The sequence below is a fragment of the Serratia sp. CY47444 genome (genome assembly GCF_052168635.1).
In the GTDB taxonomy this organism is placed as follows: domain Bacteria; phylum Pseudomonadota; class Gammaproteobacteria; order Enterobacterales; family Enterobacteriaceae; genus Serratia; species Serratia bockelmannii.
The window spans coordinates 38558-59849 of the sequence record NZ_JBJNMH010000010.1 but is presented as its reverse complement, the minus strand read 5'-3'; the positions used below and the strand labels follow the sequence as shown (position 1 = coordinate 59849).

25 protein-coding genes are annotated in these 21292 nt (G+C 54.5%); 6 read left to right on the top strand and 19 right to left on the bottom strand.

Features of this window, described 5'->3' with window-relative positions:
* Window positions 1-47: 47 nt before the first annotated feature.
* The 12 genes from ACJ8IL_RS14460 to ACJ8IL_RS14405 all read right to left on the bottom strand — a co-directional run bounded on the left by ACJ8IL_RS14460 (window position 48) and on the right by ACJ8IL_RS14405 (window position 13571).
* Window positions 48-458: an SMI1/KNR4 family protein gene (locus ACJ8IL_RS14460; protein ID WP_173888362.1), complete on the bottom strand. Its 411-nt coding sequence runs from the start codon at window positions 456-458 to the stop codon at window positions 48-50.
* Window positions 455-1054: an HNH/ENDO VII family nuclease gene (locus ACJ8IL_RS14455; protein ID WP_173888363.1), complete on the bottom strand. Its 600-nt coding sequence runs from the start codon at window positions 1052-1054 to the stop codon at window positions 455-457. The genes ACJ8IL_RS14460 and ACJ8IL_RS14455 overlap by 4 nt, the downstream gene beginning before the upstream one ends.
* On the bottom strand, window positions 1051-4305 hold the full coding sequence (locus ACJ8IL_RS14450) for an ATP-binding protein (RefSeq protein ID WP_173888365.1): 3255 nt from the start codon (window positions 4303-4305) through the stop codon (window positions 1051-1053). Before ACJ8IL_RS14450 ends, ACJ8IL_RS14455 begins: the two co-directional genes overlap by 4 nt.
* A 10-nt stretch (window positions 4306-4315) precedes the next feature.
* Entirely contained in the window at window positions 4316-5182 is an 867-nt protein-coding gene (locus tag ACJ8IL_RS14445) for a hypothetical protein (protein WP_442516623.1), read from the bottom strand.
* 11 nt (window positions 5183-5193) lie between these two features.
* A complete protein-coding gene (locus ACJ8IL_RS14440; protein ID WP_173888367.1) occupies window positions 5194-7452 on the bottom strand; it encodes a dynamin family protein in 2259 nt (752 codons plus the stop codon).
* A gap of 14 nt (window positions 7453-7466) precedes the next feature.
* Window positions 7467-8441 (bottom strand): dynamin family protein, encoded by a 975-nt coding sequence (locus ACJ8IL_RS14435; protein WP_442516622.1) that lies wholly within the window; start codon window positions 8439-8441, stop codon window positions 7467-7469.
* 9 nt (window positions 8442-8450) lie between these two features.
* Window positions 8451-9371, bottom strand: coding sequence for a helix-turn-helix transcriptional regulator (locus ACJ8IL_RS14430; RefSeq protein ID WP_442516621.1), 921 nt, complete (start codon window positions 9369-9371; stop codon window positions 8451-8453).
* 301 nt (window positions 9372-9672) lie between these two features.
* On the bottom strand, window positions 9673-9897 hold the full coding sequence (locus tag ACJ8IL_RS14425) for a hypothetical protein (protein ID WP_055317294.1): 225 nt from the start codon (window positions 9895-9897) through the stop codon (window positions 9673-9675).
* Entirely contained in the window at window positions 9857-10504 is a 648-nt protein-coding gene (locus ACJ8IL_RS14420; RefSeq protein WP_147827566.1) for a hypothetical protein, read from the bottom strand. Before ACJ8IL_RS14420 ends, ACJ8IL_RS14425 begins: the two co-directional genes overlap by 41 nt.
* 352 nt (window positions 10505-10856) lie before the next feature.
* On the bottom strand, window positions 10857-12518 hold the full coding sequence (locus tag ACJ8IL_RS14415; RefSeq protein ID WP_442516620.1) for a DUF2534 family protein: 1662 nt from the start codon (window positions 12516-12518) through the stop codon (window positions 10857-10859).
* 71 nt (window positions 12519-12589) lie between these two features.
* Window positions 12590-13006 carry a DUF2946 domain-containing protein gene (locus ACJ8IL_RS14410; protein WP_212637294.1) on the bottom strand — a complete coding sequence of 139 codons (417 nt, stop codon included), beginning with the start codon at window positions 13004-13006 and terminating at the stop codon, window positions 12590-12592.
* Window positions 13007-13118: 112 nt separating this feature from the next.
* Entirely contained in the window at window positions 13119-13571 is a 453-nt protein-coding gene (locus ACJ8IL_RS14405) for a GNAT family N-acetyltransferase (RefSeq protein WP_442516619.1), read from the bottom strand.
* A 100-nt stretch (window positions 13572-13671) separates the two neighbouring features.
* Here ACJ8IL_RS14405 and ACJ8IL_RS14400 point away from each other — a divergent pair, with 100 nt between their 5' ends.
* Window positions 13672-14406 (top strand): class I SAM-dependent methyltransferase, encoded by a 735-nt coding sequence (locus tag ACJ8IL_RS14400; protein ID WP_442516618.1) that lies wholly within the window; start codon window positions 13672-13674, stop codon window positions 14404-14406.
* 62 nt (window positions 14407-14468) lie between these two features.
* Here the strand turns inward: ACJ8IL_RS14400 and ACJ8IL_RS14395 are convergent, their stop codons facing one another.
* On the bottom strand, window positions 14469-14966 hold the full coding sequence (locus ACJ8IL_RS14395; protein ID WP_141967070.1) for a GNAT family N-acetyltransferase: 498 nt from the start codon (window positions 14964-14966) through the stop codon (window positions 14469-14471).
* An 85-nt stretch (window positions 14967-15051) separates the two neighbouring features.
* Here ACJ8IL_RS14395 and ACJ8IL_RS14390 point away from each other — a divergent pair, with 85 nt between their 5' ends.
* Window positions 15052-15978, top strand: coding sequence for a LysR substrate-binding domain-containing protein (locus tag ACJ8IL_RS14390; protein WP_350428420.1), 927 nt, complete (start codon window positions 15052-15054; stop codon window positions 15976-15978).
* Here the strand turns inward: ACJ8IL_RS14390 and ACJ8IL_RS14385 are convergent.
* Window positions 15973-16488 (bottom strand): DUF1543 domain-containing protein, encoded by a 516-nt coding sequence (locus ACJ8IL_RS14385; RefSeq protein WP_350428419.1) that lies wholly within the window; start codon window positions 16486-16488, stop codon window positions 15973-15975. The two genes, ACJ8IL_RS14390 and ACJ8IL_RS14385, sit on opposite strands and share 6 nt — an antisense overlap.
* A 120-nt stretch (window positions 16489-16608) precedes the next feature.
* Between ACJ8IL_RS14385 and ACJ8IL_RS14380 the strand changes: the two genes are divergently transcribed.
* Window positions 16609-16791: a YodC family protein gene (locus tag ACJ8IL_RS14380; RefSeq protein ID WP_025303973.1), complete on the top strand. Its 183-nt coding sequence runs from the start codon at window positions 16609-16611 to the stop codon at window positions 16789-16791.
* A gap of 32 nt (window positions 16792-16823) precedes the next feature.
* Here ACJ8IL_RS14380 and ACJ8IL_RS14375 read toward each other — a convergent pair whose 3' ends face one another.
* Window positions 16824-17102: a GNAT family N-acetyltransferase gene (locus ACJ8IL_RS14375; protein ID WP_047730014.1), complete on the bottom strand. Its 279-nt coding sequence runs from the start codon at window positions 17100-17102 to the stop codon at window positions 16824-16826.
* A 1-nt stretch (window position 17103) separates the two neighbouring features.
* Complete coding sequence (locus ACJ8IL_RS14370) at window positions 17104-17334, bottom strand: (4Fe-4S)-binding protein (RefSeq protein WP_173888379.1); 231 nt, start codon at window positions 17332-17334, stop codon at window positions 17104-17106.
* Between the two features lie 192 nt (window positions 17335-17526).
* Between ACJ8IL_RS14370 and ACJ8IL_RS14365 the strand changes: the two genes are divergently transcribed.
* Window positions 17527-17940 (top strand): DoxX family protein, encoded by a 414-nt coding sequence (locus tag ACJ8IL_RS14365; protein ID WP_261127853.1) that lies wholly within the window; start codon window positions 17527-17529, stop codon window positions 17938-17940.
* A gap of 50 nt (window positions 17941-17990) precedes the next feature.
* On the opposite strand, the gene smrA is transcribed toward ACJ8IL_RS14365, so the two are convergent.
* Window positions 17991-18563, bottom strand: a complete 573-nt coding sequence (gene smrA / locus ACJ8IL_RS14360; protein ID WP_261127854.1) for a DNA endonuclease SmrA — start codon at window positions 18561-18563, stop codon at window positions 17991-17993.
* A 184-nt stretch (window positions 18564-18747) separates the two neighbouring features.
* Here smrA and ACJ8IL_RS14355 point away from each other — a divergent pair, with 184 nt between their 5' ends.
* Together ACJ8IL_RS14355 and ACJ8IL_RS14350 are read left to right on the top strand one after the other, a co-directional pair.
* The gene (locus ACJ8IL_RS14355) at window positions 18748-19083 is read left to right on the top strand and encodes an MbeD/MobD family mobilization/exclusion protein (protein WP_004928976.1); all 336 of its coding nucleotides are present in this window, start codon (window positions 18748-18750) and stop codon (window positions 19081-19083) included.
* A gap of 67 nt (window positions 19084-19150) precedes the next feature.
* Window positions 19151-19597, top strand: a complete 447-nt coding sequence (locus ACJ8IL_RS14350) for a DUF1198 family protein (RefSeq protein WP_033639556.1) — start codon at window positions 19151-19153, stop codon at window positions 19595-19597.
* 26 nt (window positions 19598-19623) lie between these two features.
* Here ACJ8IL_RS14350 and ACJ8IL_RS14345 read toward each other — a convergent pair whose 3' ends face one another.
* Both ACJ8IL_RS14345 and ACJ8IL_RS14340 read right to left on the bottom strand, forming a co-directional pair.
* The gene (locus ACJ8IL_RS14345; protein ID WP_025303979.1) at window positions 19624-19962 is read right to left on the bottom strand and encodes a DUF2002 family protein; all 339 of its coding nucleotides are present in this window, start codon (window positions 19960-19962) and stop codon (window positions 19624-19626) included.
* Window positions 19963-20064: 102 nt separating this feature from the next.
* Window positions 20065-21237 (bottom strand): MFS transporter, encoded by a 1173-nt coding sequence (locus ACJ8IL_RS14340; RefSeq protein WP_089196196.1) that lies wholly within the window; start codon window positions 21235-21237, stop codon window positions 20065-20067.
* Window positions 21238-21292 lie beyond the last annotated feature (55 nt).

Below are 21292 nucleotides of genomic sequence, written 5' to 3'. Positions count from 1 at the left end.
TTTCGTGACTGGTGGGTTTGTACTATAAAAGAATAATGCGTCAGTTTTTATGACTCAACGTCAAAGATGATACGCAGCAGAAAGGCTTCCAGCTTCTCCTCACTCGTTTCTACTACTCCGTTAATCATCGACCAAGTGAGGATTTTGTGCTGCTGATTATCATAAAGGTAATAGTATCCATCACCAATATCACAAAGCGGTACAGCCTGGGGCGGATAGTCCTTACCCTCACGAAGCGGCTCTATCGCGCTCAGAATATTCAGATGCGACGTCGCAGGAACCCCAAGGCCGCTAATCTCAGTTGCCCCAAAGGCAATCAAACCGAACTCAGACAAATAGGCTTTATACTCTGGGGAAAATTGCATCCGTAACACCTGTTCCGCAGTGGTAATTTCATTCTCTTCGGCAGGGCGAATATCGGCACCTTGCGCCGCAACTTGTTGCGCTAACTTCTTCATGCTGCCTCCTCCTGACGTTGTTTAATCTCTTCAGCTCGTGCTTTCCAGTGCGCCTCACGCTCTTTGGCAAACGAGCCACGATCGATTTCAGACTCTTTTGTTGTGTCGTGCAAAATGGTGTTATTGCCACCTTCCATGTGCTGCGCGTGCGTCAGCTCCGCCAGCGGGGAATCAGCCTTCTGCCCAACGTGATGTAACTCAATTGGTTTACCATTTGCATCCAACGGCGACTTGCCTTTTTCCATACGTTCGAGATTGGTGTCACCCAACGCATCAGTTTGATCCAGGTCGATTTCAGTATTAATTAATGCGTCATTACCGTTAACAGTCTGACATTCCAGACCTGCATCCCGATAAATTGCTGCCTCCTCTTCGCTGTTGATACTTTCGACCACCTCATCTGTGTACCCTTCCTCGCTTAAGACCTCTTTGGTTTCTTCGGATAGCGGAGTCAACTCATTACGCGGCAGTTCCAGATCAACAGGCTTGTCGAGCTCTTCGACATTAATGTCTTCAATGCGTATATCCTTCACGCTTTCCAACAGCTCCCCCAGCGACTCCGCCACCAGTTCTTTTAAAACGGTCATCTCAATCATGCTACAGTCTCCGGGATGACGTGTTTACGCCATGCGGCATATACCTTCAGGTATTCATCATTTCTGCCAGCCAGCTCACGCATGAAGCACTGCTGTACCGCCAGTTCAAGCCCCGTAGACAATTCACCGGTTTGCTTAACAATAAGTTGACGGAACGACTGCGCCAATTCATCAAAGCCCGACGTAGTACGAACGCATCGTTCAATAGCGGAGGTGCAATCCAGCAGGTTAACGACTAGCTTTGCCAGGCTGGCAAAATGCTGTTCGTTTTGGAGTCTGATTTCTCCAGTTGCACGGAACTCTTCAAATAGTGCTTTCAGCACAATTTTTTGCCCGGTTGCCAGCGGGCTACCTTCCAACCCGGCCTCCAGAGTTTCCAGCGAGATCGCCAGCGGCTGCCGCAGACGCGAAGACATCAGCCAGGCAATCAGTTGCTGGTTAAAACGTTGGGTGCCGTCCGAACTCACCGCGGCGGCTTCATAGCGGTAGGCCACTTCTTTCCCGGCAAACTTATTAATCCGGCACAGCACAGGCTCAAGCCAGTCATTCTGGTAAACCAGCGCCACTCCTTTTGGCAGACGCGCAAGCTCATCAAGCTGATCGTCGTTTAATCCAGCGGATTTCCCCGCGATACGTCGGTCGGCTTCATCCGGCAGACGCATAATAATTTTCGTATTGGTATTACGAATCGCTGAAATATCAACGGCGTAAGGTGACTGATCGGCAATGATAAATCCTTCTCCCCACGTACGCATCTCGGCAATCGCGTTGGAAAGCATTTCCACCGATTTTCCCGTAATGTCATTCCCTTCCCCACCGCCGCCGGAGATGCTGCGCTTGAGGATATTGTGTGCCTCTTCCAGCACGGTGACGTGTTTTAGCGGCTGATTCATGCCTGAAAATGCAGCACGATGTTCACTCAAGCGGATGACCAGGATCCCCATAATCAGGGATTTCGTTTCCTGAGAACCAATACGGCTGAGATCGACAATCACGTTTCTGTCGAACAGCTCTGCGTTATCAATTTCTTCACCGCAGAAAATCAGCCCATTTAGTCCGTTGGTCAATGATTTCACTCGCGTCACCAACGAGCCGGTATAATTGCTTTTAAGCTCCTGGGAGTAGGCAGAATCATCGATCACGGCTTTCAACTGCACCAGCAGATCGTTGAACGTCGGGAACAAAGCCGGGGTGAAACGGTTAACAGAACTGACCATATTCCAACCACATTCGCTGTAGCTTTGCAGAATGGCCTCTTTCAGGATGGCAGGCATCGCGGCATACATCGGCCAGCACATGGTGAAAATCTCCACCAGCCGATCGATGTGTTCAAGGACGTGCGTCTCATCCGAGAAACGGAAGGGGTTGATTCGCAGCAGCTCGCTGTACTTCGCATTGCTACCTAGCACCCGGACGTCGCTACGGTGACCAAACATATGCTTGTACTCACCTTTTGCCGGTTCAATCACCATAAACGGCACCTGATGGCGGCCTAGTTGGGAAAGAAGCTCATAAATGGTACTACTTTTCCCGGCCCCGGTTGAGCCCGTAACAAAAAGATGGCTCGCCAGTTGGTTGACATCCAGATTGATGGTTTGCGGCAAATCATTCCACAAGTGGCGTATAGAACCGAGGCTGATTTCACGATCGGCACGCGTTCTCTCCCTATTGCTATCAAGACGCTGAACTTTACGTCCGAAAGCCTGAGTTTGAAGTACCGCCACAGTGGAGGTTGAGCGGCGCGGCAGACTAAGCTGAATCGCCATTTCTTTACCCGACACCAGCGTAGCGGGCGTCAGGTAATCAATATTGATTCCTTCAGAGAAGGCTGGAGTAAGACGCGGGTGCGTAAGCGTAGCTAGCCAATCGAGAACCACCCTTTTGTTTTGAGACTGCCAGGTCGTCAGAGCAAAGTCTTCAGTACTGGAGCGACTGCCACGCATTAGCCCGAGGAAAATGCTCGCTAAGGATTCAGACGAGGCGGCGCTGTCACCGATAAAGTAGGCCGCGGTTTGCCAGCCGCCATAGGTACGAGCTTCGTTTACGCGCTCCAGGTGGTGGTCAACTTTTTCCAACATCTTTTCGATGGTCTTGTCACTTATTTCCAGCGAGATTTGCTGGCTGCTGCCCTGGGTTTTGTTCAGAGAGTGGCTACCGGTGCGGCTGGTAGTATCGGTTTTGCTTGTCGTTGTGCTGCTGGCTTGCGACAGGTTGTCAGTATGGCTTTCGGAAAGACTTTCCGAGCCGCCGCTATTTATGCTGCCAGAAATATTTCTTGGTAACACCGCGTTTTTCAGCAAGCTTCCAATACCGCGAGCCATCCCCATGCTATCGCCCTTAGCACGTGCCTGGTGATATTCATCATAGGTGCGAGTAAAAGCATCGGACGTGCTGACGGTTTGCGACTCTCCCCAACTTTTACTGGTCGATTTACTGGTAGTATCCGAGGTACCTTTAGTTTCGGTCATTCCCAGACTTTCGCCCAGCGACTGGCTTAACCCCTCGCTGATGCTCAAACCTACGCTTTCACTGTCCTGAACGCCAAACGAGTACTGCCTTTTTGCCAGACTGGAAAGCTGGGTCGCCACCTGCTCATAACCTGTGCGAATCACGTCCAGATTTTGTGGCGAAACCGGCTCCGCGAGGATCAGAGCCTGATAAACCCGGCTTTCCGCAGCGTCGATAAAATGTTCCAGCCCCTGCATGAAATGTTCATGATTATCCGTGGACAAGGACGGTACACCGGTAACGGCGGTGATGGTTGCCGAAGGCTCATCCTGCTGCGCCAGCGCCCCCTCAAGGAGTTCGTCGGTTTCATCTGCCGCTAGCGGCACCAGGCTACTACCGGAAAAATGCCCTTTAAAGGTTTCTTTAAGCAGCTCGCCAGAATTATGCCCCAGCATTTTGCCCGGCGTACCACGCGTACCAATGTACAAATTGGTTTCGCGTCCATCGGACTTCAGGAACAGAAACACGGCATAACCGGCTGCTCCCAGCGCAGTATAGGCAGCGGTGGTGCTTTCAAGCACCGATTGTTTGTTTTCCTGCACGATGCGCTCAATGCGGAATATACGGATATCCCCGGCACGGTTGACGGACAGCCCTGTCTGGGTAGAAACGGACTGCAAAGGGTAGTTTTTCATCTCCGCCAGATAACTGCGGTTGATAAGCACTCTTGCCGATTGCAAAGTCACATCTGTGCGCTGCTCAAGCTCTTTGAGGCGCGACGGTGTCATCATTTTTTGCGACATAAATCCACCTTTAGAGTAAAGAAATCACCAGCGCCGCCAGCACCGCAAGCGCCCCCCCCACCATCAGCGCAACGCGCAAGAAGCCCGACTGAGTGGGAGCAGAAGAGGAATCATGGCGCGGGTGAGGAGTTGTCTGCGCCTGTTGGGGTTGTGGTTGAGCTTTGGGCTTGAGGATAATGCGCTCAAAGCCTTTCACTCCACGCTGGCGCAGCGTATTGCGCACTGTAATCAAATGTTCAAAACGAACTTTGGCAAAGTTGACATTGATATTGGAAGTTTGCTGGTAGTAGTAATTCTCATCCCATTGTTCAGGATCGTTATTCATCTTCCCAGCCAACGTATTTTCTTCATAATCGACAAACAAATCGGCGACCTGTGACTGAGCCCATACGACAGCTCGTTCGATTTCAGCATCATCAAGTCTATTATCTTCAAGTTCATTAATAAGCGCTGAACGAGCCTGACTGGTAGTGCCGTGTTCAACCATTTTCGCTAATGTTGCACCAGGTGTGTAACCTTGCATATTCATTGTTTTCGCTTCCTCAGTGCGCCCTGCAAGCGGGGCTTTTGCAAATCCAGCAATCCCATTACTAATAAGATACTCACGGACATCAATAAGATGACTGACCCGCTTCTCAGCGAAGTTGTACTGCGCCAGTTTGCGTTGGCGGTCGAAATAACCTGCGTTCCAGTCAAGTTCATCTGGCTCAATGGCAGCGAAGATCTCGTTGACCTGGTAGTCATCAAAAAAATCGGCAATAGCGACACTGGAAGCAACAATCTGACGTATTTCACCGCTTTCCAGCTCATTACGGGTTAGCTGTTCCAGTAGGTTTTGGCGCAGGGTTTGCCGATTTTTTGCTTTATCGTCCATCATGATTCCCTTTATTAAATGGCCAGCGTGTTATCAAGCTTCGCTTTGAAATCAATAATCCAGCGCTGCTGCTCTCTCGCCTCTGCGATGGTCTGCTCTCGAACTGCTTTATTATTTAGCTGCTCTTGCATAGTGCCGATTAAAGCGTCAAACTTTTCATTGAATTCACGCTCAATAAAGGCTAGATAGCTTTCCACTAGCTTGTCTTTATCGGATTCCACTTTTTTCAGCGCGCTCGCCCGGAAGTCATTAAACTCACTTTCGATAATGGTTCGTTTCTCTTTCCAGGTTTCATTCATATCGACATATTCAACGGTGCGATAATCGTACACGATACGGGTGCGCCCCCAGGAGAAAGGGTTATACCAGTTGGAATCACTGACCCCGCGGCCGTTATAGCATTCCTCTTTGGTCTTAACATTGCGCTCATTGAGACTCAGGTTAAGCGACATATCCTCCATACTCTCTTTGAGTCCCTGCAGCATAGGCAAAGCCAGCGTGCGGGCTCCATCGAATATCTCAGCGATAAAATTCAGATACTCTTTTTGCAATTCATCTTTGATATACTGTTGGGCATCCGAGAAGGCGATTTCAAGATTACCGATCACATCATTACTGGCAAAGGTCAGTTTCCGCTCGGCATTTTCTAATTCAATTTTTGCTCGGTTTATATCCACCTCGCCCAGAGGGGAAATGTCATTAGTCAATGCCTTTATTAGGCTTCGGAACTTGTTATCCTCATGGGTGATTTTATCAGCAACGAATGGTGGTAATCCTTTCCCTTCACGGTGAATCTGTTCTTTATACGCTTCAGTATCCAGCCCTTTTTTATGCCGTTCCTGCAGAAGATTAATTTCATCATTAATCATCATCAGCTCTTTCTCATCTTTCTTAAGCTGTTCAGCCAGTTGAGTTTCTTTCATCCCCAGCTCGATTGCACGACGCAGAGCAGCATAAGCACGATTCAAACGCGTGGGAACGTTATATTTATCGATATATTCATCAATCATGACCTCTACGGCTGGCAGACCGCTGCGTTTGAGAGCATTGGTAAGGCCACGTTCTTCAAGGCTCCGGCGCACACGCGAGGTGAGCGGCATGTATTCCGGGAAGTTCATAGTAGACTCTTCAAGGAACAGGTCCGTCATGCCGTTTAAATCTCCGCGCTCTTTACGAGTCAAGCTGTCAGGATGTTTCCGCAACAGGTAAGTTAACTGTGCAGAGACAGGGTAAATTTGCGGATTATTGATACCATTATTCTCAAGATATTCTTTAACCCGCTCAAGTGCGGCACCGACATACTCGCCTTTTTCCGGGTCAAAGGCGTCCATCTTGTTCACCACAAAAATAAAGCGGTCCTTACTTTGCTTACCGCCTTTTTGCATAGTTTCCGAAACCAGGCTCAGCAATCGTTTATCATCGTCGGTGCTTAACTGAGTGCCATTTAACACATAGAGGATCAGCGGGTTACGCCTGGAGTCCTTGATGAAGCTCATCGTTTTCAGTGCGTGATCCGCATCCTGGCTGTTGTTTGGCCCCGGCGTGTCGGTTAGCACCAGGCGAACATGATCACGTGGCTGCATCGCCACGATATTGCCACGTAGCTCAATTTCCTGGGTATCTGGCCGTTGGTTCCACTCTTTGAGTGTATCGGCATTGATTTCGGGCCGCGATTCTTCCTCGCCGCTGCTGGAAAAACGGCGCGCGGCAAAACTATTCCCCGTCGTTTTATCATCAATGATTTGTGCAATAGTCGCCGTGGTGGCTTCGTTCGCCGCTGGTAGTAGATCCTGTCCGAGCATGGCATTGATTAACGTAGATTTACCCGACGACATGGTCGCAACCACATACACGTTAAAATCGTTGTTGAACGTCTCATGAAAATCGTTACGCACCTGTTCATTGTTAACGATGTAGTCCTTGAACTGCGGGTTGAGCTTAGCCTCCTCCATCAGCGCGTTAATCTCGTCCAGGCGATCTTCTGTTGCCCGCACTGGCTGCCAGCGCAGATTGATTTCCATACCGTTATCGCGGGCTACAGCAGCAGCATCCTGCACATCCATAAAGTCGGATTCAACGCCTTTGAACTCCACGTCAAGCTGCGTTTCGCCGTTTAGCAGCGCCTGCAACTCAGCAAACAATGATTCTACCCAAAGCTGCAAACGTGCTTCTTTATAACTGGAGAGTTTACAGCCTGACGCAGGCTCTACACCGTTAACCAGAAATATTGTTTCAACGGTAAAGGGGTTATGTTCCAGATAAATACTGTTCATAGTTCTCCGAATAATTAATTATGCTGTGAAAGAAAAATTTCCAGGGTACGAATACCGCTGCAGGCAATAAACTGTGTCAACTCAGTTTTATCAAAAATGTCGGACTGCGCATTTACAGGCTGACTTCCTTTTAATTCAGCACGAACCTGACGTTTAATAGCGAGAGGTACATGCGACGCTTCATTGAGGTTAAATTTACTCTCCCTAAATCGTTGAAGCTCAGCCTGCAGGCGATGTTTTTGATTACGGGTAATGTTTTTTCTGTTGAGCACTTTTTTTGCAATTAAGGATATTTGCACCATCGCCGGGATAATCACTGGCCGTGAATATCCCGTTTTCTCCAGGTAGTTCCGGGTTTTTTCAAGGAAAAGCTCGATCGTCTCGCCACGTTCGTCATCAAGCTGATCTACTTTATTAAGGATAAAAATAATCTGGTTACCTGAAGCCAAGGCCGGACTATCTTTAATCTCCTGTAGCAGTTTTTTGTCGTCTTGAGTCGCCAGTTGGGTTGCATTGAGCACGTAGACCAGCAGTTTTTTCCCCGGTAGCGTCAGAGCCGCCTCTAGCAGGGCTTTATGGCTAGCATCCTGGCTGTTGTTCGGCCCAGGGGTGTCGTAAATAGCCAGCGGCTTAGTCGTTTTACACAGGCCCTCAATACGGCAATCCAGCTCTATATACTTCACTGCCTGATTGTCGTTCCACTCCCTAAGGGTCGCACTTTGCACATTTTTACTACGTTCATGGCGCTCACCCTGTTGGGTGTAGCTCACCCCTTCTATTCGCTTGCGTAAATTTCTATTATGGGTAATACGCGTCAGCGTCGCAGTTGCGGCTTCATTGGCTGAGTAAAGAACTTCATTACCCAATAGCGCATTAATAAGGGAGGATTTTCCCGCACTCATCGTGGCCGCAACAATCACATTGTAATGCTCAGCCACCTTTAATATTTTTTTGGTAAATTCATTTTTACCCTTTTTCTTTCCTGCCATGCCCTTCCCTTATATACCCAGATATTTTTTAATCTCTGTTTCCATTTCTTGCTGTAAACTTTCAGGTGAAATAATTCTCAAATGAGGGAGCCAATATTGCACCACAGGAAAAACCTCATTTTTATGCGAAACATTACTTGAGATAATTAATCCACCATCGTGTAGTTCTTTTTCGATAACCTGTCCAACCACAAGAGCACGGCGCTGAAAATATTCAGCCACAGCGGGGGAAACTTTAATTACCACTTCAAATTTCTGCTCATTACTCCACACGCTTTCTTCGTTTTCCAACTCTTTGAGCAACAAAGGTGAACATTCAAAAAGATCAAAGGTGCAGTTGAGAGCTGATATTTTACCAAGCGTAAATTTCTTAATTTTTTGTTGATGCTTGGCGGCGAGGTACCAGACTCCGTTATGGTTAATCAGCTGGTAAGGCTCTACGGTGTAGATTTTCTGCTCAGCACGCTTATAAAAACTAAATGATACGCGGCGGCGCTCATCAATCGCCTGCTGCAAACGCACGAAGTTCTCGGTTTGCTGCTCATTCTTAATATAATGATGGCCTTTAACCAGAATATTCGGTGCTATTGTCGGGTAAAAAATGGACTGGAGCATTTTTCTGTCCATCACGGGAAACAGCCCTTTAACCCCAGCTACTTTGGCAAAAGTATCAATACTTGACGCATCAAACTTGCCGAGATACTCAGGCCGCAGAGTGTAGCCATTTAGCTCTACGTCTTTTTCTATCCCCGCAACGGCGAGCCGTTCCTCTATATCGCGACGGATGGTACGTTGATGCACACCATATTCTTCTGCCAGACCGCTAAGCGTTAACGTCTCTCCACGGTTTAAACGTAGCAAGATATCCGCAAGCCGCGTGGCCAATAAGAGATTCTTCTTACTCATTTTCACTTCCGTGTTGTTCATCATGTTTACGATCTTACATGAGCAGGTTGACAGGTTATGTCACGGTTGAAAAATTACTTGCTAGCGTAACTAAGAGTTTATGAGACAACAATAACTTATTCCGCCTAGTGCTGATTAGGTAAGCATCCCGGCTTTAGTTTAGACTGGTACTGTTTTCAGGGAAGAGATCAAGGGAACAAGCCAAGGCTCCGCACAGATCCAGTAAAAAAACAGTCCCCCGAGAGCTTTGGGAATACAGTATGTGAAGTAATGAGCACAGTGGAACCATTTGTAATGGCGACAAGAAAATTACGTCGCCACTTTGTTACCGCTCCCCGCGCAGCCATGCAATCGCCAGGGTGATTAGATAGCCGGCAACGAAGAAACCAACAAAGCCAGCAACCTTCATCACTGCCCCATCAAGTAAGAACAGCGACATGAAAGCAGCAATCGCGCAAACGCCGGTTACTATGGCTTCCAAAGCATGTGAAGCACCTAACCCTATATACTTAGTGAGTTTTCTGGTTAGAGAGGATTTTGCAGAGTTCATTCTGAATACCTTTACAAAGCATAGGGTGGCTGTTAATGAATTGGAGATATGGCTCTAGTTGCGCCTCAACCAAGAAATATGCCATATCTAAATTTAACGCCGACACCTTCCGGTATGTTTGAGGAAACTTAACTTGCATTCGTCGGGATGCTTGGGCTGCCTCTTCGATAAGTCCCTGTAACATTACAAGGTTGAGAGTGAACGAAGCGCCAAAGCGTACAAATTGTTTATAGGCTAATGCAGAGGTCGCTTTCCTTAGCATCATGTGAGCCACAAATTGCGCCAATGCAAATTGGCCCCCAGTTCGTCCACCAAGACGACCGGCACCATAGGCTAGTTTATTATTGATGGACTCTTTGCCGCTAGCGTCTAATTTCTGATAGAAATCAGTGATCACAATAGTAATCAGGCGTCGTAAGGGCTCTTCACTGTTACCCATCGACTTGACCATACGGGCGAAACGTTCTGTTTCTTCTTGGTTTCTAGTCTTAAGGTTGCTACCAGCCAATCCAGCTCCTTGCCAAGTGCGAACGACACCATGATACATCCCGCTGGGAATAGTCGAAATTCCATCCAAAATTCCATGTGCAATTTGCTTTGCGTCCATTCGCTTTCCTTAAGCAAAATGTGTCCAGCTCAGAGAATAACCAAACCAGGGAGCGATTACCAATTCACGCATTTTTCAGTTTGGGAGTACGCCAAAGCCCCAGGCTTGGCACGGCCCGATGGGATATTTTATAGAAGATCAGAACTGAAAAATCTTTCTGAACAAAATTGCGCAGATGGATAGAGCACAGCACAAAAATATTAATAAATACACTTAGTTATACATATCCCACACTTATTCAAACGTCATCGTTCGCTTCCTTTCAGTGGAAATTGCCTATCTGGTGAGATGATACGCGCTTAAGCCCTATTCCCAAATATCCGGCATGCCCGCAGGCATGCCGGACGCTACCTCACCGCCCCTCTTTCTCCCCCAGGAAGAAATACCACAGCGGAATGGAAAGCAGCAGGGTAAACACCAGCGTATACAGCAGCACCATCAGGCTCTGCATGATCACCATCTGTGCGCTCCAGTCACCGATCGGCAGCTGAAACTGTTCGACGGTGCCACCGAGGATCGCTCGGCCCATCACGCAGCCGACCGCCACCGCCACTGTCGCCACCGCCGCGCGGAACTTGCGCACCTCGGCGCGGCGGGCGGCCGCTTCCGGCGTTTCATCCCGCTGGCCTTGCCGCTGGCCGCGCCAGCGCCACACGTCCACCAGCAGCAACGCCGCGAGGCTCACGCCCATTACCGGCAGGCAATAACCCAGTACGGCTGCAAACAGCAGCGTGACGACGCGTGCCGGCAGGGAAAGCGCCAGCCAGGCGGCAACCAGCGTATGCACCGGATGCTGCGCACCCGCCGCCGGGCGGCGACTCCACCACATGCGGTAACCCAGCGCAATCATCAGGCACAGCCCGAGGCCGAACGCCGCCAGCAGCAGCTGATTCGGCAAGCCGAACAGAATGCCCATGTGGGCGTCGATGCCCCAGCGGGTCAGCTTGGCGATGAGTGGGAAGGTGTCGAACCGCACCTGATCGATGACGGCGAAGCTTTGCGGCGCGATGGCAACCGCGTCCACCTGCGTCGGCCAGCTGCGATCCACTTCGGTTACCGTCCAGGCTTTGCCCTCGCCTTTCGGCTGGCGCAGCTCGACCTTGGCGGCGTCGATCCCGGCGGCGCGCGCAGCGTGCAGCGCCCGATCCCAATCACCGTTCAGCGCATTGCTTTGCGCGGCAGGGTTCATCTTCATGCCCGGCATCATCCCGCGGTGCTCGGCGTGCGGATCGGCCGGCGTCTGCGGCGCATCGGCCTGCAGGCTGGTGTTGACCTGCGGCGTCAACCAGCCCAGGTTGGCTCGCAGCGCGTCGATGTTGCCGCCGGCCCACTGCGACCAGGTCAACCCTGTAGCCGAGAAGAACAGCAGCCCGGCCAGCAGCGCCACGCCCAGCGTGATATGCCAATGGCGGCTGGCGGCAAAGCCTCCTTTCACCCTTTTCAGCTTGCGCTTCGGCCGCGTCGCCAGCCACAGCGCCACGCCGCCCAGCGCGGCCACCCACAGCCAGGAGGCCGCCAGCTCGCTGTAGTTGCGCCCCAGGTCGCCGAGCAACAGGCTGCTGTGTAGCTTGTCCAGCCAGGTGCGCAGCGGCAGCACGCCAGAGGTGCCGTACACCGTCATGTCGCCCTTGATCGCCAGGGTGTAAGGATCGACAAACAGCGCGCGCGACTCGGAGGCGCCCAGATCGGCACTCGCGAACTGCACGCGGGTGGTGTCCATTGCGCCGGGTGCCGGACGCACGGCGTAAATGCGCGCCTCGTCACCCGCCGCACGGCGGGCGGCGGCGATCTGGTCAGCCAGCGATCTCGCCTGCCCGTGCGGTTCGGTGAAAAGCGCATCGCGATACAGCGCCTCTTCAAGCTGCGGCGTCAGCACATACAGCGTGCCGGTCAGTGCAGCGACCAGAATAAAAGGAGCGACCAGCAGGCCGATATAAAAATGCAGCCGTCTGATCAGGTTCAGCATCGCGCCACGCGGCGATGCGGCAGGTGGAGTTTTGGTTATTGAAGACATGGCCTTTCTCGTTTTTCAAACTGTGCGCGCAGGCAAACCGTCCGCAGCGATACGGACGGCGTTACCCATGATCAAGCAATAGGGAAAAACGGTTGGCCGGGCGGCCCGCGCGGGCTCGGACGCAGAGTCAGGCGCCGAAGGGGCGGAGAAACGATGCGCGGCGCGCAAGGCAGGCGCGCGATGCGCGCCATCAGCCACAGCAGCGGGACGAATGCCCACAGCAGCAGCGGCACGTGGATCAGCAGCTCGCAATAGCCGCAGAAAATCATCTCCGCAGGATCCATGCCGTGGTGGCCGGCATGCTCGGCGGCGGGCATCGCCATCCCGTGCATGTCGTGCGGCATAGCGGCGTCCGTTTGCATCATGCCGCCCATCATCGGGTGGTGCATCAGCGATTTCGACACCACCGGCGCCACAAACAGCAACAGCACCGCCATAATGGCGATGCAGGCGGTAACGCGTTGCTGTAGCTGACGTGGCACTCTCATCGCGGCGGCGAATTAACCCGGTCGGTGGCGAACAAGCGGCCAGTGTAACCCGCGTTGCGCAATGAGGTGAAAGAAAAGTCAGGTTTGTCTTACACGCCCCCGGCGAGGGCGATCACAGCACCCGCGAATAGACCCGCGAGGCTTCGCCCCAGGGGTGATACCCGAGCCCGTTATAAACGAAGCCGTTGCGCTCGTAGTAGCCCTCCAGATCGGTGCACAGGTGCAGCTGCGGGAAGCCCAACCGGCGGGTTTCCGCCGCCACATGCTCAATCAGTTTGGCGCCGTAGCCCCGGCCGCGCTGCGTTTCCTCTACGTAGAGCGCACACAGCCAGGGATACAGCTCGCCACGGCTGATAAAGTCGTTGGTGATGAGCCCCGCACAGCCGAGGATCTGGTCATTTTCCATCAGCAGGTACCACTGCGGCAGCGGGTTGGCGGCGCCGAGGCTGCGGTTGATGGCGTCTTCATACATCATCAGCGTCTCTGCCGTGGCCCAGTGCCGCTGAAAATACGCAATGGCGCACGGCGCCAGCTCGGGCGCTTGCCGCACCGAAATCATGTCCATCGTCATTCCCGTTATTCATGTTGTCAGCGTAGAATTATGCAGCAATATGCAGGGTATGGCAGCGGCATTCCGCCGCCGTCATTCACCCCAAGGAGTCATCATGACGCAAAACATCTATGACAATCAGGCCTTCTTCGACGGCTATGCGCAGCTCAGCCGCTCGCAGCACGGCCTGGACGGCGCGCCGGAATGGCCCGCCATCCGCCGCATCCTGCCGGATTTACAGGGCAAAAGCGTGGTCGATCTCGGCTGCGGCTACGGCTGGTTCTGCCGCAGCGCGCGCGAACAGGGCGCAGTCAGCGTGCTGGGGCTGGACGTCTCGGAAAAGATGCTGGCCAAAGCGCGGGAAATGACCGCCGACGCGGGCATCGAGTACCGTCGGCAGGATTTGGCGCAGCTGCAGCTGCCGCCGGAAAGTTACGATCTGGTCTACAGCTCGCTGACGCTGCACTACCTCGAGGATTTGCCCGCGCTGTTCGCCACGGTGTACGCCGCACTGAAACCCGGCGGGCAGTTCATCTTCACCGCCGAACACCCGATCTACACCGCCCCGGCGCAGCAGGGCTGGCTGACCGACGGCAACGGGCAGAAATCCTGGCCGGTCAACGGTTACCAGCGAGAAGGCCAGCGCGTTTCCAACTGGCTGGCGGAAGGCGTCATCAAGCAGCACCGCACGCTTGGCGGCTATATCAACCCGCTGGCGCAGCAAGGGTTTATCATCCAGCATTTGAACGAATGGGGCCCCAGCGCGCAGCAAATCGCCGCTAATCCGGCGCTGGACGAAGAGCAGGAGCGCCCGATGATCTTCATTCTCGCCGCCCGCAAACCCGCCTGATTGATCCGCAGTAAACCGTTCAAACCACCACAGTTGGGGAGGCCGCCTCCCCCCAACGGCTATTATGCCGGCAACGCCACCCCGTGCGCCGCGAAGTGCGTCAGCGCCTCGCCTTCCATACGATAGCGCACCCACTCGCCCTGCGGCTGCGCGCCGATGCTGAGGTAGAAATCGATGGCCGGTTGGTTCCAGTCCAGCACGCTCCACTCCAGGCGACCGCACTGCCGTTCGCACGCCAGCTGGGCGATGTGCCGCAGCAGCTTTTTACCTGCGCCCGCGCCGCGATGCTTCGGCGCCACGTACAGGTCTTCCAGATAGATGCCGTTTTTACCCAGCCAGGTGGAGTAACTCATAAAGAACACCGCATAACCCGCCGGCTCGCCGTTCACCGTACAAATCAGCGCTTCGGAACAGGCGCCCGGCCCAAACAGGCTGCGTTCGATATCTTCCACGCTGGCCAGCACCTGCTCGCGCGCCTTTTCGTACACCGCCAGCTCGATAATCATATCCAGAATCAGTTTGGCGTCGCTTTTCTGCGCCGGGTAAATCTCAATGGTCATGGCAAATCCTGAGTGTGTTAATGACTGTGCTTGCCAGCATATCGCGCCTCCAATACTGTATGAACTGCATTTTCATCAACAGGTAATGAATATCATGCATCTGGATTTGAAACGCCTCGATCTCAACCTGCTGCTGGTGTTCGAAGCAGTGTATCGGCTGCGGTCGGTGACGCGCGCCGCGGCGGAGCTGGCCCTCAGCGCGTCGGCGTTGAGCCACGCGCTGATCCGGCTGCGCAAGGCGCTGGCGGACGAGCTGTTCTACCGGGTCGGCAACGACATGCACCCGACGGTGTATGCCGACAGCCTGGCCCCGACCGTCAGCGAAAGTCTGGCGCTGCTGGCCAAAGGGCTGCATCCGCGCCCGCGCTTCGTCCCCGCCGAAAGCCGGGAGAGCTTCACCTTCGCCATTACCGATTACACCGCTTTCGCGGTGTTTCCCGCACTGATGGCGCAGATGCAGCGCCTGGCGCCGGGGTTATCGTTTCAGCTGCGCTATTCCGAGCGCAAGGTGGCGCTGAACGATCTGCTGGCGGGGCGCATCGACTTCGCGCTGGGCTTTACCGAAACCGATGGCGAAAGCTACCCGGAGATCGACGAGGTGAGCTGGCTGGAGGATGAGTATGTGGCGATCTGTTCGCCCACGTTCAGCGCGAAATACGGCGAGCTGACGCTGGAAAACTACCTGCAGGCGCGTCATCTGGTGGTGACACCGTGGAACGAACAGCGTGGCGTCATTGACTACCAGCTCGACAAACTGGGGCTGCAGCGCGATATCGCCATCCGCACGCCTTCGCTGCTGGGCGCGCCGTTCATCGTCGCCGACAGCGAACTGGTGATGAGCATGCCGCGTTACGCCGCGCAAAAATTGCGGCAGGCGACGGCGCTGGATATCCATCCCCTGCCGTTTCCGGTGCCGCCGTATCAGATCAAAATCTACCTGCACCGCAAGAACGGCCGGCCGGAGGCCTGCCGCTGGTTGCGGCAACAGCTGCAGGCGCTGGCGGCGTTATAACGCGGGTTCGCCGATTGGCAGATACCCCTGCCACAGCGGCCGGGCCGGTTTGCCGTGCGGGTTGGCGCGCAAATGAACGTGGTAGCCCTGCAGCGACTGCAGCAGCAGGCAGTCGTCCACGTCGGCCAGGTCATCCTTGTGCTGCTGCGCGCTGTCCGTCAGCAGTACCCGTTTGGCTTTCTCCTTCGCCTCGTCGGCGGAGCGCGCCACAAACAGGCCGAACTGGTGCAATTCCGCCAGCTCATCGCTGCGGTAGCCGCCCACGTTGACGAAAAACAGCTTCTCTTCACCGGCGAACGGCGCAGGCTCCAGGCTCACGTCGTAACCGTCCGCCCAGTCGATGCGCGCATAGCCGTCGACATGCACCTTGCGCTTATCGCCGAACCACTTTTCACGCAGCAGCGGATACGCCTCTTCCGGCCGATCCGCCGCCGCGAACTGCACGTCGTGCAACTCAATATTGGCGCCCGGCGCCGTACCGCCCACATAAAACATCAATAATCCCGGCATGTTAGTCTGCTCTCCTTAGTGATAATCGCTGTATAAATTAATACATAACGAAACTCCTGCCAACGGCGGCGGCATTCTGTGTTATCAATAGATGAGGTTTAATCTGTTGTGGAGGAACGCATGGCATTCAATATCGGTGATTTTGTACAACGCACCACCGGCGGCCCAAAGATGACCGTGGTAGCGATCGACGGCGAAACCCTGGTTTGCAGCTGGAATGAACTGGGCAAAGAGCAGCGCACGGAAGTGCAGGCCAGCGACGTGGCGCTGTACCACGAAGACGGCGATTTCGGCGTCTGCTGAATGACCGGGGCGCGCCGCGCCCCGTTATCGCTTCAGGCGCGAATGTCCTGATAAGCCGGCGTGGTATCAAACTCATGCTTGGCGAACGGGCACAGTGGAATGATTTTACGCTGCTCCGCGCGCATCTTCTCCACCACCAGCGCCACCAGCTTTTTGCCGACGCCCTGCCCCTTCAATGACTCATCCACCCAGGTGTGATCAATAATGGTCAGCTTGTCGCCGCTCGGCACGAAAGAGATCTCGGCGATCAGCTTGCCCTGCTCGTCATTGATATAAAAACGCTTGTCGTCTGCCAGTATTTTATGTTCCATATTATTTCTCCCTATATTTCAGTGCGCCGCTGGGGCAGGTGTCGATAACGCGTTTCACCTCCGCCGCGTCGGCATTGTCCGGCATAATCCACGGCCGGCGGTTCAGGGTAAAAATAGCCGCGTTGCCACGCACACAGTTGGTGGAATGGCGGCATATCGCGCTGTTAAAATAAACGTCAATCTTGTCGCCGGAATAACGGCGGTAACCGGCGGCAGTCAATTCCTCGTCCATCTTGGCCTCACATTGCCTGTTTTATTGTTTTTGCTCCAGGCTCAAGTATAGGCAATGCCACCGGCTTCACCACGCGTCTCGCTCACCGAAAAAAGTGGCGCAACCGCCCGTCACCGCTAGAAAAAACCGTAAATTGTTCTAATCTTTAATCAGCAAGACAACATCATTCCGACAGTGGCTAAGGAGTTCGAAATGGGTGATGGCTCAAAAGACGGCGTAATTCTGCTGTCCCGCATATTACTGATGGTTCTGTTTATCATTTTCGGCTGGATGAAACTGGTCAACTTCGGTGCGACCGTCACGGCGATGGAAGGCTATGGCACGCCGATGCCTTATTTGGCGGCGATCGTTGCCGTGGTGGTGGAGTTTATTTTCGGCATCGCGCTTATTCTCGGTCTGTTTACTCGCCCTATCGCGGTCATTTTCGCCCTATACGTGTTGGGCACCGCGTTTATCGGCCATCCGTTCTGGAAAATGACCGGCATGGAAATGATGGGCAATGAAATCAACTTCTTTAAAAACATCAGCATCATTGGCGGCTTGCTGTTGCTGGCGGTAACCGGCGCCGGCCGTTATTCGCTGGACTATAAAATATTTAATAAATAATTCATCGATGGCCGGCGATATTCGCCGGCCATTTTATTTCGGCTATCCTTTCAACGGCTGCGCTTGGCGTGGCGCTCAAAGTTTTCTGCCTTGGCCTGCGCTGATTTACGCAGCGTGACATAGCAGGCGCCCTCGCCGCCGTCGCGCGGTAAGGCGCGGCAAAATGCCTGTACCTGTTCAAACTGCGCCAGCCACTTGGCGACGTAACTGCGCACGATATTCGGATGGCTTTCGTTCTGCCGCCCGCGGCCGTGCACGATCAGCAGCGAACGCAGGTTTTGCGCCTCCGCCTGCATAATGAAACGAAACAGCGCCTGCCGGCTGGCTTCGACCGACTGGCGCAGCAGGTTCAGCGACGCCTGCGGCGGGTAACGGCCGTTGCGCAGCTTGTCCAGCACGCCCTGCTGAATGCCTTCCCCTTTGAACTCCAGCGGCTGTTCGCAGGGGATCACCTCGAGAAAATCGGTGCTGAGGAAGTTTTCCTGCCGCAGCCGCTGCGCTTCGCGCCGCGCGCTTTTGTCCACCGCCTCCTGCGGCTTGAGGTACAGCGTCTGCCGTCCGCTCTCCAGCGGCACCACGTCCGCCATCGCCTGTTCAAAAAAGTCTTTTTCCTGCTCGCTCATGTTCCACCTCTCTTGAACGGCAGCCTTTACGGCTGGGAATGGGGTCGATTGTAAGTCGCCTTGGCGCGGTTGCAAGCCGGGAATTGTCAGCGGCATTTGTCTCATTTGTCGTCAACGGGTGAGCTTGCGAACAGTTTTCGCTATACTGCTAAGCCATCATTGAGTGCCGCAAAGGATCGAGCCCATGACAATGCGCGAGCTGGAAATCCAGTTTCAAAATGCGATGAATGAGTTGCAGAGCAGCTTCGAACGGCAACACCGCGAATGGCAGCAGAGCTACCAGGCGCTGCAGCAACTGCTGGAAGAAGCCAAACAGCGCGAAGCCGCGCTGCGGGCGCAGAATGAACAACTGGCGCGTAAGCTGAGCACCGCCAGCTCGGTACCGGAACAGCATGCGCTGGTGAAGCAGATTAAAATGCTCGGCGCTCATCTGGACGCGCTGGCCAAAGACGCGGCCACCTTCAATCACCACCTGCGCCAACAGAGCGCGGTCGGTAATTTCAGCGGCGAACAGCATTGATAGCGGGCGCTGTCGCACAGCGCCTCCCGCCCCTCTTCTGGCGTATTGAGAGTGTAATAAAGCCTAAATGACCTGGATCATCCTCGCCGCCCTGATCGTCGTATTCATTATCGGTTACCGCGTCCTGACGTCCGACACCCGCAAAGCCATCGATTCGCTGGCCCATCTGCTGAGAGTCAAACCGATGCTGATCGAATCGATGATCCAGGAAATGGGCGGCCGCCAAAGCCAGACCTTTATCCGCATGCTGAACAACGGCTACACCGAAGAGATGCACCAGGCGGCTTATCTGCTGTTCATCTACCTGACGTTCATCAAACAGGCGGACGACGAACAGATTGCCCTGTGGCGCGACGTGCTGCTGCGCGCCGGGCTGTCACCGGAGCTACACGCCGAGCACACCGAAGCGGCGCTGTTTTACTTCGCCGAGCTGGATATTGATGCGTTTGAACTGGCGCAATTCCGCCGCGCCTACAACGAGCGTTTCAACCGCGAAGCGTTGGCCCACGGCTGATAGCGTCCCCCGGGTCGGGGGACCGATTACAGGAACATGCTGTAAAGGTAGCGCGAAAGCGCTTCGCGCGAGCTGAAGCCGTGTGCGATGCCGTAGCGCTGGTTCGGGGTGTCGCTGCTTAAATCCAGGGGAAACTCCAGATACTGCTCGCTGAAGCGCACCGGGGAGGTCGGCGTGGCGAAATGCACGCTTCTCTCTTTCAGCGCCGGGTGGATCACCAACGCGGTTCTGCCCATCCGCGCTTCGCGATTCACATACACGTAGTGTGCGCCCTTGCGGTAACCATAGGCCTGATCGGTGACATAATCACGCTCAAAGCCGGTATTCTCCAACACTTTAGCCACTTCATCCGGCCGTAAATACATCGATTCCTCCTCTCATTCTGGACCGCTGAGCGACCTTACCGTAATCATTCACCGAAACAATGATTTTCTGGGAAGGAATCCGGGTTTCGGACTATTCCTGAATCAGGCCCGGCTGCGTTGCAGCAGGCGCAGGGTGAGCAACACCCCGAGCGCCACCAGCAGCGCCGCCGCCAGATAGATCGACGGCACGCCCGTCTGCCCGATCAATAGCCCGGCCAGCGGGCCGGTGATGCCTAGCGCCAGGTCGAGGAACGCCGAATAGGTGCCGAGCGCCGTGCCCTGGTTCTGCGGCGGCACCTGTTTCACCGCCTCGACGCCCAGCGCCGGGAACACCAGCGAGAAACCGGCGCCGGCCAGCAACGCGCCGGTTTGCACCATCCAGGGCTCACCAGCCTGCCAGATCAACAGCAGCCCGACGATCTCGACCAGAAACGACGCCAGCGTCACCTTCAACCCGCCGTGGCGGTTAATGACGTTGCTGAAGATCAGGCGAATGCCGACGAAGGCGCAGCTGAACAGCGTCAGCGAAAACGCCGCGCCGCTCCAGCCTTTGTCGGCATAGTAAAGTGTGATGAACGTGGCGATCACGCCGAAACCGACGGTGCCCATCGCCAGACCGAGACCATAGGCCCAGATGCGGCCGAACACCGCGCTAAAGGCGATGCGCTGCCCGGCGGCGATCGAGACGTCCGGCTTGCCGCTCGCCAACAGCAGCGCCACCGCAACCGCCAGCACGATCAGCGCCGCCACCCCGGCCAATCCCCACTGCTGATTCAGGTACACGCCAAGCGGCGCCCCGGCCGCCATCGCCCCGTAGGTGGCAACGCCGTTCCAGGAAATCACCCGCGCGGTGTGCATCGCCCCGACCCGGCCGATGCCCCACAGCGTGGAACCGGTGCTGGCGAAGCTTTCGCCGACGCCGAGAAACACCCGCCCCACACACAGCAACAGCAGGCTGAGCCACGGGTAACCGTCAACGCCGAACGCCAGCGCGTAAAACAGGCCGCTGGCACCGCAGCAGGCCAGGCCGAACAGCACCACCTTCTTCGGCCCCAGCTGATCGGCGTAACGCCCGGCGTGCGGGCGGCTGAACAGCGTGGCGAAGTATTGCGCGCTGATGATAAGGCCCGCCAACACCGAGTTGTAGCCCAGGTGGTCATGCACAAATCCCGGCAACACCGCCAGCGGCAGGCCGATGGTCAGGTAGCAGACGAAGGTGAACATCACCACGGACAAAATACGTCGGTTCAGCTGGAGGTTATTTTCTGCGGTCATCGAAGGTGGCTCGCATCGGACGGGGTAGACGAAGCCCTCCAGCATACCCCGATGA